This is a genomic window from Paenibacillus sp. J22FR83, assembly GCF_059691955.1.
Window position 1 is genome coordinate 134,752 of record NZ_JCAUAM010000019.1, and the last position, 13,924, is coordinate 148,675.

Below are 13,924 nucleotides of genomic sequence, written 5' to 3' on the forward strand. Positions count from 1 at the left end.
AAACTCCCCATGACAAGCCACAAATTTATGCTATAGTAGAAGGAGCGATTTGTGAAAACGCTTTATCAGTTTGTCTATCCATCTACCAACCTTCACCCACCCTATCTTGCAAGGAGATGTTCCATGTTCAACATCCGAGCTAGGATGAGCACCATCTACTCCCGTATCCTCATATTTAACATTTTGCTGGTGATCGTCCTTTCATTGGTCCCTCAGCTCATCTACATTCACTATTTCTCGAATGCCTACAATCAAGAGATTAACAGGCAGAGTACCCAAGATGTCAGCAAGTTAAAATATGCCGTGGATGAAACAATTCTAGATCGCGTCATTCGATTAGTGAATATTTACTTTTCGGATATTCCAAGCAATGAAGTGCTCGCGTATCCACTTACGCACGATATTAGCAGCAACGGTTTTAAGATCGCCGAGGTTAGCAACTTTTTGACCGACATCCCCTATAAGCTGAATTTCCTGCAGTCTGTGGAAGTCTGGTATACGGCCGGAAACATTTACATCAACGATAAATATAATTCGTATCTAGATTCTGCGGGTTCTGTCAAAAGTGTAGATGAAGCATGGATTAATGTCCTACGCACCATGAATACGCCCAATCGCTGGCTGCCGCCTCGCATAACCATGCCGATGAATACGTCGGTGATCACCTACATCTCGAATATTCCGCTTATCGACAGTCTTGCCAATCGGCAGGCTGTAGTCGCCATTAATATCAAAGAAAGCGCGATTCACAATCTCATTCAATCCTCTCCGACAGATGGCGAAGTGTTATTTATTGTAGATGAGACAGGACAAGTACTCGTCCACAGCGATAACCAACTCGTTGGTCAGAACTGGAACCAGAAGGAATATATCAATTCGTTGCTGCAGCAATCAGACGCAGGCACCTTCGAAGCTTCAGTTGAAGGTGTTCAAAGTGTGGTTTCCTTCTCCAAGTCCAAATATAACAACTGGAAATACGTTTCTGTCATCTCAATTGACACGCTATATCAGAAATCGAAGCAGCTCAAGCATTATTTGCTGATTACGACAATCGTCCTGCTCACGGTAAGCTTGCTCTTTTCCATTTATATGACTCACTGGGCCAATAAACCGCTACGCAGCATCATTCAAACGATTCGTAATCTGGGAAGCTCATCAGATGGTCATGAGAAACATGCGAAGAATGAGTATACGATGCTCCATCAGGTGATCGATCGGGTATCCCATACCATCACTGATCTGAATCATCAAATGGAGACGAATAAGCCCATCATTCGCGACAAATTTATTATGCGCCTGCTGCAAGGCGACCTCGATCAGGCTGATCCGCAAGTCGCGAACATGGAGGCGACGCTTGAGCTTCATTTTGACCGGGAGAAAACAGCCTGTATGGCGCTCAAGGTTTTTGGCACAGAAGGCATTGGCCTGAAGAATGAGATGATGATTCAGTACAGCATGCTGCAGCATGTGGAAGAACTCGGTAACTACAGGGTGTGTTCGACCATGGATAACGCAGGACATATCATTGTCCTCTTCAATTATTCGGATACGTTAGATAAAACGAAGATTCATGGCAGTATTAGCCAGCAGATAAAAGGGAATTTTGTGCTGGGCTTCGGCTCCGAATACCCTCATACTTACACGAATATCGCACAATCTTATAGGGAAGCTTGCGAATGCTTGAACTACGCCTTCATCATGCCTAATGAATCCTGCATTGCTTACGAAGATCTGGCCATCGCGCAGCGCAGAGAACATGGAAGTGGATTACAGATCATCGAACAACTTTCTGTTGCCCTGCGCAATCGGAATCAGGAGATGGTTTCCTCGATACTGGATATCTTGCGCAAAGCGCTCGTTTCAGGCAGGTACCACATTGATTATTGCCGTAATACCGTGTTTGACGCGATCTCAATTATCCGTACAACCGCCATTGCGATGGAAATCGATTTGGAACGGTTCCTTGGTTACGATATTCGAGACTATGGCCGGAAAATGGACAATGTTGCCGATTTAACGGACTGGCTCACCGGTGTAGCTGTGCAAATCATGGCGTACCACACCACCGATGTGACCGACGATGATCCAGGTACCGCACTGGAACGTCAGATTCTCGCCTATATTGAGCAAAATATCTACAATGAAATCTCCTTGTCTTCTCTGAGCGAAGGCATTCATATGAACTCCAGCTATGTGAGCCGAATCTACAAATCGGTGATGGGATCGAATTTCTCCGAGCATTTGGCTGGCATCAAAATGAAACACGCGGAACGTCTCCTCCGAGAGACGGACTTATCGATCAAAGAGATCGCAGCGAAGCTTGGTTACTCGAGCCCCCGTTATTTTGCGAATGTATTCAAAGAGAACTTCGGCTGTACCCCCAAAAGCTATCGAGACAGCCTCGAAAGCTAATCCTCCCACCATAGCTGCTATGCATGTATGCATGGCAGCTTTGCCATATCTGCAAGAGCAAAAAAACAGCACAGGTAAAAATAACTGTCATCCCACAGCAGAAACACGCCACGAATCCTGAATTCGCAACAAGACGTAAAAAAAACAGCACTTCCGTAAAGAGATTGGGCGTTGTCGGTTTCCCCGAATAGGCCGTACGATAAGGGCATCAAATCGCACACAAGTTTTCGGAACAGGAGGCAAGGAATGGAAAGTAACGCCATCATCGCAGCTCGAGAAGTCAAGGCGCAGGTAGAGCCGCAACTAACGAAAGAGCGTGCAATCAAGCTGTACTGGAAGCAGAAATACTTTTTCTTCATGTTAATACCCGTTATCGCGTATTATCTCATTTTCCACTATGCCCCCTTATATGGCATTGTAATTGCCTTTCAGAATTACTATCCATTGAAAGGCGTTGCCGGCAGCGAATGGGTAGGGCTGGATCATTTTAAGGAGCTGTTCACAGGACTCTATTTCTTACCCGTTCTGAGGAATACCCTAATTATCTCCACGTATAAATTGATTTTTGGCTTTCCAGCGCCGATCATTCTCTGCCTCATCCTCAATGAAGTACGCCTAGTATTCTTTAAAAAAGCCGTGCAGACGATCACCTATTTACCGCATTTCATTTCCTGGGTAATTCTCGGCGGCATTGTAATTGAATTCCTGTCCCCGACACGAGGGCTGATTAATGCGATCATCATGGAATTTGGACATAAGCCGATCCTCTTCGTGACGAGTGAGACGTACTTCCGATCAATCCTGGTGCTCTCCTCCATATGGAAGGAAGTCGGCTGGTCCACGATCATCTACCTGGCGGCGATCACAAGTGTGGATCCTGAGTTGTACGATGCAGCAGATATGGACGGAGCGGGGCGGTTTCGGAAAATATGGAACATCACGCTGCCATCCATCATGCCTGTCGTGACCATCATGTTCATTTTCGCAGTAGGCGGCATCATTAATGATGATTTTGATCAAATTTACAACTTGCTGAACGCCTCTGTTCTCTCTGTAGGTGATGTTATTTCGACCTATACGTATCAGATTGGGCTTGTGAAGGGCGATTACAGCTTCGCAACAACGGTCGGTTTGTTCAAAAATATCATTGCCTTCATGTTAATTCTTCTCACCAATTACGTAGCTAAGAAAACCAATGACTATTCCCTATGGTAGGTGAACGCCGCAATGGCAACACAACGTAAGAAAAAGAAACGAACCTTTGAAGATAACTTCGTAGACACGATTGTTTATACGACGCTCATCCTCCTCAGTGTGCTGACCATTATTCCTTTCATGCAAGTCGTCACGGTGTCGATGAGTCCGCCCGAAGTTGTGAGCAGCTATGGCATTCATCTCATTCCAACTAAGTTTAATTGGGATGGCTATCGCAAAATTTTGGATTATCAGCAAATCTGGACCGGCTACCAGAATACAATTATTCGCGTCATCCTAGGTATTGTCGTCTCCATGACATTAATGATTCTAGCGGCTTATCCCTTGTCCAAAAAGAATTTAGTGCATCGCAAATTCTGGACAATTTTCATGGTATTTACGATGTTTTTCAGCGGTGGCTTAATTCCAACGTATCTCGTCGTCAAAGGCGTCGGGCTCTACAACAGCGTGTGGGCGCTAGTGCTGCCTGTCGCAATCAACACCTTTACGATGCTGATTATCCGCAACTATTTCATGTCTCTGCCTGAGGAAATTCAAGAGTCAGCCCGCATTGATGGGGCGAACGAATTCGTTATTTTAATGCGCATCATCTTACCGATTTCGATTCCTATTCTAGCCACTGTAGGTCTATGGACGCTGGTATATCACTGGAATGAATGGTTCAATGCGATGATCTATCTCAAGGATTCGAAGAAAGCGGTTCTGCAGCTTGTGTTACGCAAAATCATGTTCGAAGGCTCTGAGCCGCAGGCTGTAGAGGCAGCCAATACGATCTATGCCAACACCGATACGATGAAAATGGCGGCACTCATGGTATCCCTAATTCCATTATTAGTTGTGTACCCTTTCCTGCAAAAATACTTTGTCAAAGGCGTCATGATTGGCTCATTAAAAGGTTAGCCCCAGCCCCATCCCGGGGATGGTTCACAAACATATATCTAGGAGGGTCTTCACAATGAAGAGACAAATGGTTCGTAACGTAGGCAGCTTAATGAGCGCAGCATTGTTAGTCGGATCGCTGGCAGCTTGCAGCAGCTCCACAGGTACAACGGCAACCAATTCGCCAGCATCCGCAACCCAAGGCGCAACAGCAACGGCAGCAGCGAAGACCGACACCCCGGTTACGATTGAATGGGCAGGTTACAACATCAACGATGTAGCTCCAGATGCTAACTCCGAAGTGATGCAAGAAATGCTTAAGCGATTTAATGCCAAAATCAACGTGTGGACCGCAGACTCCCAGAAATACGCTGAAGTGTTCAACGTCCGCATGGCGTCGGGAGAAATTCCGGACATTATGAGACTGAAGGGTTTCGAATTATCTAAACTGGTGGACAGCGGGGTAGCAGCGGAAATTCCAGTGGATACGATCAAGCAGAAAGCACCTAACTACTACAAATTAATTATGGACAATGACACCTCAGGATCTGCCTTCCGCTCGAGTATGTACAAAGGTAAAAACTATGGCTTGTCTGCTTTCCAATTAGACGGCACCTATCCGACCAGTTTAGTATGGCGCACAGACTGGCTGAAGAATGTCGGCATCACCAAAGTTCCGGAGACACTAGCTGAGTTTGAGGATGCGATTTACAAGTTTACGAACAATGACCCTGATAAAAATGGCAAAAAAGATACGTACGGCCTCTCCAGTACAGCGATGCAAACGGTGCTTGGCGCCTTCGGACCGATCCCGACGGATGTTATCAAAGGAACAACGCCTTACTCCAACCTATGGTACACCGTGAAAGATAAAAATGTGACAATGGATGCGATTCAGCCAGAAATGAAAGAAGGGCTCAAGCTGCTGGCCAAATGGTACAAAGACGGCGTCATCGATCCTGAGTTCGTAACTGGCGAGAATAAAGGCGGCTATTGGGCAACTTCCCATGCCTTCATTAACAACCGTGTCGGTGTGACGGGCAATGTGATGTACTATCACTGGACGCCACCGCTTACAGAGGGAGATAAAGGCGGCCCTGTTTATCAAGAATTCCTGAAAGTGAAGCCTGATGCCAAATTAGACGAAACATGGTCATTCGGCAAAGCCATCAAAGGGCCTGACGGTAAAGCTTACGGCGCGAACATTTGGGGCTACAACAACGAAACACTAGTGATTACGAAGAATGCAACGAAAGATCCGAGAAAGCTGGATACGATTTTGAAAATGCTCGATACACTGGTCACCGATAAAGATTACTACATGCTGGCGAACTACGGTGTCAAAGGGAAGGACTACGTGGTCAACGCAGACGGTTCTGTCGCATCCAATCTCAAGAATCCAACAGAAACAGCACAACGTGGTGTCTCTACCTTCGGTATGTACACGAACAATCCAGATGTGGTGAAACAGATATTTAAAGCGAAATATGCCGTTGCAGACAAAGTAAAAGGAACAGGAACGCCACCATCTTACTTGCCAAGTGTAGAAGCTTCAGGTAAGTTCACGGCCGATTTGCAGAAGCTGACGACGGAAAACTATATTAAAATCATCACAGGCGAGCAATCCATTGATTCCTTCGATGAGTATGTGAAGAAAGCTCGAGCTGCCGGTGCCAACGAGATCGAGAAGCAGTATACCGAAGTCATTAAATAATAAGTAACGATTGAATCGAAGACTGTCGCATTCGTAGCCAAACTGCAAATGAGGCAGTCTTTTCTTTATCCCGACAAGGAGGAAGCAGGCCATATGAAATTGACAGATTTCATTTCCATTTCCGATGTTAGCGCACATATTTTAGGCAAAAGCATGGAGGGGCGCATCTTTCCTGCCTTCGAGAATCGCGAGGCTTGGGCTGACGTCCCCGAGTCTTTGCAGCAAGCTTGGGTGACGCAAGCAATGTCTTATTTGAACTACGATTGGCCATCGCTGCATGCCACCGCACTCATGGCCTATTTCGAAGAGGGAAGCCGTAAGCCTTACGATTCGGTTGAGTCGGAAAGACGAAGTGCGCTGTGCACACTGTTGATTGCAGAGTGCATCGAAGCCAAGGGCCGATTCCTTCGGGAGATCACGAATGTCATCTGGCTCCTCTGTGAGCAGACGACGTGGTGCGCGCCGGCCCATCATTACTTATCCCTGCAACCAGGGGAGTTGCTTTCAAATATAGAGGAGCCCTTGTTTGACCTGTCGGCGGGTGAAACGGCAGCGCTGCTGGCATGGACGTCTCATTTGCTCAAGGCCCCTTTAGACGAGCTCTCTCCCTTAATCCGAGCCCGCATCCGAGTGGAACTGGAACGCCGTATTATTGCCCCGTATACCCATCGGAATGATTTTTGGTGGATGGGTTTTGGCGAACGAGAGGTAAACAACTGGAATCCTTGGTGTAACGCGAATATGTTGACCGTCTTACTGCTTCAGGAGATAGAGTCGGATCAGAAAGAAAAGCTTTTCGCCAAGGTGCTGCGCAGCCTGGATCGATATTTAGAGGTGCAATTCGAGGATGGCGGTTGTGATGAAGGTTCGTCCTACTGGGCTAGAGCCGCAGGGATGCTTTTGGTAAATCTGGAGCTATTGTATCGAGCATCGGATGGTGCGCTGCAGGTGTACGATCAACCCTTGATTCGCAATCTGGGGCAATTCGTTTACAAGATGAACATCGACGGACATTACTTCGTTAATTTCGCCGATGGCTCGGCGCTTGCCTCGCAGGATTATAGCATGATCCACTTGTATGGCTTCCGGATTCAGGATGGGCAGCTTCGCGCATTGGGCCAGAACGGCTTCCGCACCTATCAAGTTCCTGATCGCAACAATAAGGGCATCTCATTTTTCCAAGAAATGAATAGCCTGCTTAGCTATGCAAGTATTCATAGGGAAGCTGAACTAGCGCCACCTTGTGTCCAAGACGTATGGCTTCCGAATCTGCAAGTGATGGCCGCAAGGGAAGCGGAAGACACCACGCAAGGCCTTTTCGTAGCAATTAAAGGCGGTCATAACGATGAGAGCCATAATCATAATGACATCGGACATTTCATGGTGTACGTGAATGGAAAGCCGATATTGATTGATATTGGGGTGGAGACGTATACCCAGAAGACGTTTAGCCCCCAGCGATATGAGATCTGGACGATGCAATCTGGCTATCACAGTGTTCCGGTCATCAACGGTTTTGAGCAAAAAGAAGGCCGTTCCTTCCGCGCGGAAGCCGTCACTTATGAGAACAGCGCCGACACTGTTCGTTATGGCATTGAGCTGGCGGGCGCTTACCCCGCTGAAGCGGGTGTGCGGAGTTGGCATCGCAGCTTAACGCTGCAGAGAAGTGGGCACTCTGCTGCGGTTGAGCTGCGGGAAGCTTGCTCGCTTGCAGAGCCCACCGATCAAGTGTTGCTGCATCTGATATCTTGTCAGATGCCCCAGTTATTAACGGATGGGATCATATGTTTGCATGATGACTTAGCGAATCAACTATTGCTTCATTATGACGTTGAGCAATGGAAGATTGAATACGAACACATCACCGTGACAGACGAAAGCTTGATGCGCGTGTGGGGCGATAGCCTTTACCGCATTCAATTTAAGCTCCGTCATGTCATTCAGCAAGGCAGCTGGGTATTTCGTATGACGGAGGGGAAATCATGAAGCATCTCATGATTTTCTTCCTACTGTCTATCTTCGGATGCACAGGCTGCTCCTCACCGCAAGAGCATACGCCCGTAAGCTCCGAGGTTGCCACAGTCGCCTATATCAATGATGTACCCGTCGATGAGCGTGAGTTTCAACTTTTTTTAAATGACGTGAAGGCTCAGACTGCGGGCTACTTCAAACAAACCTATAACGCCGACGACTCAGCCTCCTTCTGGACAACGAGTTTTCAAGGGGAAGTACCTTTGGAAAAAGCCAAGCGATTGGCACTAGACCGATTGAAGGAGGTCAAAGTCCAACAGATTTTAGCCCAGCAATATGGTCTTCTGACGGATTATAGCTATTCAACCTTCAGGGATAATTGGCTCAGGGAAAATGAACGCAGGGAGCAAGCGGTGAAGAATCACCAAGTCATCTACGGTCCCAAGCAATATGAGGAACGCGGCTATTACACATATCTTTTTTCTAACTTAGTCCTGAATGTGAAAGCTGTTTTTAAAGAAAAGACCGTACCGAAGGGAGGTGATGGCGCCAGTAGTGGCCTAACGGAAGATCAACAGCAACGCGCGCTGGACGCTAGTTACGCTGAGAAAGTCAAACAATTGGTGGAAACGGCACAAGTGAGGATTGTGGACCACGTATTTCAACAAATGAACGTACAGTAAGAGAGGAGAATGATTGATGATAATTTCAAAAGCATTCCGTTTATGCCTGTCAGTCAGGCTAATCTTCACGCTTCTATTAACAGTCGCCATTTCCATGCCAGGGTTAACAAGGACGACTTACGCAAATAATACGACCTACTATGTGGATTCGGCAGCAGGCAGTGATAGCAATAATGGCTTAAGCACAGGGGCCGCTTGGCAATCGTTAACCAAAGTGAACTCCACGACTTTTTTGCCTGGTGATAAAATCTTGTTTAAATCGGGCTCCGTCTGGACGGGGCAATTGCACCCGCTAGGGTCTGGGGCCTCAGGTTCGCCTATCATTATTGATAAATACGGCACAGGCAATAAGCCGATTATTAATGGCAATGGATTAACCGGAGCTACGGTGTATTTTTTTAATCAGCAGTATTGGGAATTAAATAATTTGGAGGTCACGAACACAGCAGCATCAGCTGGCGATCGATATGGGGTTAAGGTCGAGGCTCAAGATGTGGGGACTTATAACCATTTTTACATCCGCAATATGTACATTCATGATGTCACAGGAACGAATACCGATGCACTGAAAGTGACCGGCGGTATCTTTGTGACCGTGTCGGGGACCGCTGTCAGAACCAAATGGAACGATGTGCTGATTGATGGCAATACCGTTGAGCGCACGGATCGCACAGGCATTAGCAATGGCAGCTCATGGGGAAATAATGATGGGGCAGGAAATTTTGAGCCTTTTACGAATCTCGTGATTAGTAACAACACGCTTAATGATATTGGTGGAGACGGTATCGTAATGCGCGCTTCCATTAATGGATTGATCCAATATAACGTTGTGAACAAAGCTCATGCACGGGATACGCATTATAATGTGGCGATCTGGGCGATCAACAGCACGAGTCCTGTTATGCAGTATAACGAAGCGTATAATACGAAAACAACCAATGACGGCCAAGGTTTTGACTGTGATTTTAATTTAACAGGTTGTACAGTTCAGTACAATTACAGCCATGACAATGAGGGCGGCTTCCTATTGGTCATGGGAAGTGGGGCCAAACGAAACGACAATATGATTGTCCGTTATAATATCAGTCAGAATGATCGGGCGCGTATTTTCCAATTTGATAGCAGCTACACCCCGTTAAATAGCCAAATTTATAACAATACGTTCTACATTGGTTCTGGCTTGAGCACGAGTTTCACAACAGGAATTGGTGGAAGTAATCCGCTCTCTGTTAAAAACAACATCATCTACAACGCGGGCAGCGGTGGATATCTAGTCAAAGCAAATGATGTGTATGATTATAATGTTTTTTATGGTAATCATCCGGCTAGTGAGCCGACCGACCCGCATAAATTAACGAGTGACCCACTTTTGGCAGGAGCGGGCAGCGGCGGTATTGGTTTAAACACGGTGAATGGTTATAAGCTGGGAACAGGTTCCCCTGCTTTGTCTTCCGGGGTGTTAATTAGCAATAATGGTGGCAAAGACTACTGGGGCAACTCCGTCTCATCATCGGCTGCGCCGAATCGCGGCGCCTATAATGGTGCTGGTATTGTCCTGACGACTCCGAATACGTGGATTGCTGTCGATGATGCGAATGTGAGAGATGGCACCTATGCGGCAACGAACCAAGCAGGAACAACGGCTGTTACGGTTGATACGAAGAACGACTTAACGAGCTACAAGCGGGATGGCTATTTTAAATGGGACTTCAATAGTTATAGCGGTACAGTCTCGAACGCAACGATTACATTGAAGCCAATCAGTGCTGCAATGAGCGGCATCCAAAACGAGGTTGCACTTGTTAGCGACAACACATGGACGGAAAGTGCGATTACATGGAATACGAAGCCATCTTCGAGTACGGTGCTTGGATCGTATACCATCGTTGCAGGAACGCCGATTACGATCAATGTAACGTCTCAAGTTCAAGCAGCCATGTCTACGGGCAAAAATCTCTCCATCCGCGTATACAGTACATCAGCAGTAAATTCAAATGGGAATGTCTCATTTGCATCAAGTGAGAGCATCACCAGCACGGATCGACCTAAATTAACGATAACACCATAAATGCCATAAGAGCTGAGTGCTTGGAAACGTGTCGCAGGAAGTGACGCAGTTTCCGGTGCTCAGCTTTTATTTTATTTAAAGGCGCGTTTCCCCTGTTTGATCATATGCTGGATCTCATTAGCTATAATCCGTATACCCTTATCTATGTGCTCTTCCGATACTCGTGTAATACTCAGATTCATTAGCGGCAGCGGTTCAAAACTCGGTAAATAATTAGGCGTTAGGTTTTGAATCCATACCTGCTTCTTATGCAATCTGTCCAACAATAGCGGAATTGACAAGTGAGGAGGGAGCACGATATGTGTATATACGCCAGATTGACTTGGGGAAGCAACAAGATAGCTATCCTCGTTATAGGCATGCAGAGATTCGTGCAACTGCTGTAATCGTTTCGAATAGGCATCTCTAATCGCATGTTTACGACGTTCAAACATGCCGCTCTGAATATAGATTTCTAAGGCTGCTTGCGAGAGCATAGGGCTGTCGATGTCGGCTACCTTTTTGAAATTGCGGAATACATCATCTAGCGCTGGTGGAAGAACGGCAACACCGACTCGTAGTCCTGGGAATAGGATTTTAGCGTAGCTTTTTAAATAAATGACGTGAGAAGAATCATAGGTGTAGATCGGATCTGATTTCAAATCATGCTCTAAATCTGCCAGGAAATCATCTTCAACAATATACACATCGTATCGTTTGGCCAGCTTGGCAATGGCTTTCTTCATGGGCTCAGAGTAGGAGCACCCAAGTGGGTTTTGGAAACGCGGCATCGTATAGAAAAACTTAATGTCCTCGGTACGGAAGAGATGTTCTAACTCATCTAAGTCGATATCACCCTGTGGGGAGCGCCGAATACCGTGTACAGGCAGCTGGTAGCTTTCGACTAATCGCACAAACAAATGATAACTAGGCTGCTCCATCAGAATTCCGCGCTTTTTGTTCGGAAAAGGCATCAAGGCCAAAATAGCGAGGGCTTGCTGCACGCCAGACGTGATATGAATGTGATCGGGCTTCGTGAATACTTGGTAGTTAGCCAAATGCTTAGATAGCAGCCTTAATAACGAGGGCAAACCTTGCGGCGTCCCGTACATGAATAGTTCATTTTTGTACATATCAAAGGCCTTATCCACACAATGTTTAAAATCCAAATAAGGAAACAGCTCAGGATCAGGTGCCGCAGAGGAGAAGTCTAAGATCTTATGCTCAGTGGTCTCGTTACTTGCTCCTCTTTGTTGCACGGCATAATAACCGCTTTGTGGGATTGAATAAATGAGATGGCGACTTTCTAGAAGGGTAAAAGCACGAATCACCGTACTCTTGTTGCATGCATAAGAAAGGGAGAGGTCTCGAATAGACGGAAGTTTCTGTCCAGCTTTGAATTTCCCCTGTTCGAGTTGCTGTTCAAGGTCATTCACAATAAGCAAATATTTATACATGAGTGTTGAAACTCCAATCTTCATCTCAGAATTGTACCGGTACAGTTGCCGTGTAAAAGGATTGTTGCGCATGTCGTATGCACTTATGCTGATATTAGAGAATGTTTCAGTCGGCCGGATGACTAAACGTATTCTATATTAGTAAGGAGTGGTTGAAATGATAGCTCACAATGATCGAAAACTTGCTTATTTACTTGCTGTACTTAATGCAGTCATTATCGGTGTCTCTTTTTTATTTGCCAAAATCGTACTGGACTACGCGCAACCCCTCGATACACTAATGTACCGTTTTGCCATATCGTTTATAGCATTATCACTGCTAGTTGCTTTTGGAATTGTAAAATTGCGTTTTCGCGGCAAGCCTATTGGCAAAGCACTTTTACTCTCATCTATGTATCCATTGGGCTTCTTCACCTTACAATCGTATGGCTTACAGCACGCAACCGCCGCTGAGGCGGGTATCCTCTACGCATTTACGCCTATCGTTACCATGTTGTGTGCATCGCTCTTTTTGAAAGAATCCACGAATAAGGCTCAGAAGCTCGCTATATTTTGCTCGGTGTTCGGCGTTGTATTTATCTTTCTAATGAAGGGGAGTAAGTTTGACATCTCCAATATTACCGGTATTTCATTGTTAGTTCTTACGAGTTTTTCATTTGCGGGATACAGTGTAATGGCACGTTCCCTATCCAAACAATTTAGTCCAGTTGAAATGAGTTACTTGATGCTGGGCACCGGATTTGTGGTATTTACAATCTCCTCGTTGTTCACGCAATGGAAGTGGGGATCTTTCGAGAAATTGATAGAGCCATTGTCTCATCCACTCTTTCTCATGTCGATTATATTTATGGGTGTAATGTCATCGTTAGTAACGGCTCTAGTGTCAACCTATGTTTTGTCCAAAATTGAAGCTTCGCAAATGAGCGTCTTCACGAATCTTTCGACACTCATCACAATTGCCGCCGGCGCGTTGTTTCTAGGCGAGGAAGTAACTCGTTATCATATTATTGGATCCATATTAATCATTGTTGGCGTACTGGGCACCCAGTATTATAGTGGACGAACCAAGAAAGTTCCCACGTTGAACAGGTCTGTTTAATTGATAAATAGTAAGGGCTTTAACCAGTGGCGGGAGAGGCGAATACATTTTTTATAATTGGAAAAATAAAACATTGCCATGTATTTGCCATCCATGCTATATTATCACTCCGGCCGCAAGAGAGACAGGCTGGTCACGAAAAAAGAAATTAAAAATAATGCTTGCAATTAGAAATCCAGCATGGTATATTACTTCTCGCTGCTTCGGTAACACGGCAGCGGACGAAAGAAATTGATCTTTGAAAACTGAACAACGAGTGAGTAAGCACAACGGTTGAGCAATCAACCATTAATGAGATTAATAATCTCGCTAGCTTCAAAATGAGCACAACTCAGATTTTCTATTATGGAGAGTTTGATCCTGGCTCAGGACGAACGCTGGCGGCGTGCCTAATACATGCAAGTCGAGCGGGTTTATCCTTCGGGGTAAGCTAGCGGCGGACGGGTG

At 45.9% G+C, this 13,924-nt stretch carries 9 protein-coding genes and 1 rRNA gene; 9 read left to right on the plus strand and 1 reads right to left on the minus strand.

All coding sequences use genetic code 11. From position 1 onward, the window contains the following. Positions 1 to 123 precede the first annotated feature (123 nt). The 7 genes from AC58PV_RS28620 to AC58PV_RS28650 all read left to right on the plus strand — a co-directional run bounded on the left by AC58PV_RS28620 (position 124) and on the right by AC58PV_RS28650 (position 10,942). Entirely contained in the window at positions 124 to 2,412 is a 2,289-nt protein-coding gene (locus AC58PV_RS28620; protein WP_497436162.1) for a helix-turn-helix domain-containing protein, read from the plus strand. A 246-nt stretch (positions 2,413 to 2,658) separates the two neighbouring features. Then, positions 2,659 to 3,627, plus strand: coding sequence for an ABC transporter permease (locus AC58PV_RS28625; RefSeq protein WP_497436164.1), 969 nt, complete (start codon positions 2,659 to 2,661; stop codon positions 3,625 to 3,627). Between the two features lie 12 nt (positions 3,628 to 3,639). Beyond that, complete coding sequence (locus AC58PV_RS28630; RefSeq protein ID WP_497436165.1) at positions 3,640 to 4,527, plus strand: carbohydrate ABC transporter permease; 888 nt, start codon at positions 3,640 to 3,642, stop codon at positions 4,525 to 4,527. A 55-nt stretch (positions 4,528 to 4,582) separates the two neighbouring features. Further along, positions 4,583 to 6,220 carry a type 2 periplasmic-binding domain-containing protein gene (locus AC58PV_RS28635; RefSeq protein WP_497436167.1) on the plus strand — a complete coding sequence of 546 codons (1,638 nt, stop codon included), beginning with the start codon at positions 4,583 to 4,585 and terminating at the stop codon, positions 6,218 to 6,220. A 93-nt stretch (positions 6,221 to 6,313) separates the two neighbouring features. Beyond that, positions 6,314 to 8,206: a heparinase II/III domain-containing protein gene (locus AC58PV_RS28640; protein ID WP_497436169.1), complete on the plus strand. Its 1,893-nt coding sequence runs from the start codon at positions 6,314 to 6,316 to the stop codon at positions 8,204 to 8,206. Then, the gene (locus AC58PV_RS28645; RefSeq protein ID WP_497436170.1) at positions 8,203 to 8,874 is read left to right on the plus strand and encodes a hypothetical protein; all 672 of its coding nucleotides are present in this window, start codon (positions 8,203 to 8,205) and stop codon (positions 8,872 to 8,874) included. Before AC58PV_RS28640 ends, AC58PV_RS28645 begins: the two co-directional genes overlap by 4 nt. 16 nt (positions 8,875 to 8,890) lie before the next feature. Further along, positions 8,891 to 10,942, plus strand: a complete 2,052-nt coding sequence (locus tag AC58PV_RS28650) for a CBM96 family carbohydrate-binding protein (RefSeq protein ID WP_497436172.1) — start codon at positions 8,891 to 8,893, stop codon at positions 10,940 to 10,942. A 71-nt stretch (positions 10,943 to 11,013) separates the two neighbouring features. Here the strand turns inward: AC58PV_RS28650 and AC58PV_RS28655 are convergent, their stop codons facing one another. Continuing rightward, on the minus strand, positions 11,014 to 12,378 hold the full coding sequence (locus AC58PV_RS28655) for an aminotransferase-like domain-containing protein (protein WP_497436174.1): 1,365 nt from the start codon (positions 12,376 to 12,378) through the stop codon (positions 11,014 to 11,016). A 157-nt stretch (positions 12,379 to 12,535) separates the two neighbouring features. Between AC58PV_RS28655 and AC58PV_RS28660 the strand changes: the two genes are divergently transcribed. Continuing rightward, entirely contained in the window at positions 12,536 to 13,477 is a 942-nt protein-coding gene (locus AC58PV_RS28660) for a DMT family transporter (RefSeq protein ID WP_497436175.1), read from the plus strand. A 342-nt stretch (positions 13,478 to 13,819) separates the two neighbouring features. Then, positions 13,820 to 13,924, plus strand: a 16S ribosomal RNA gene (locus tag AC58PV_RS28665); the annotation flags it as partial.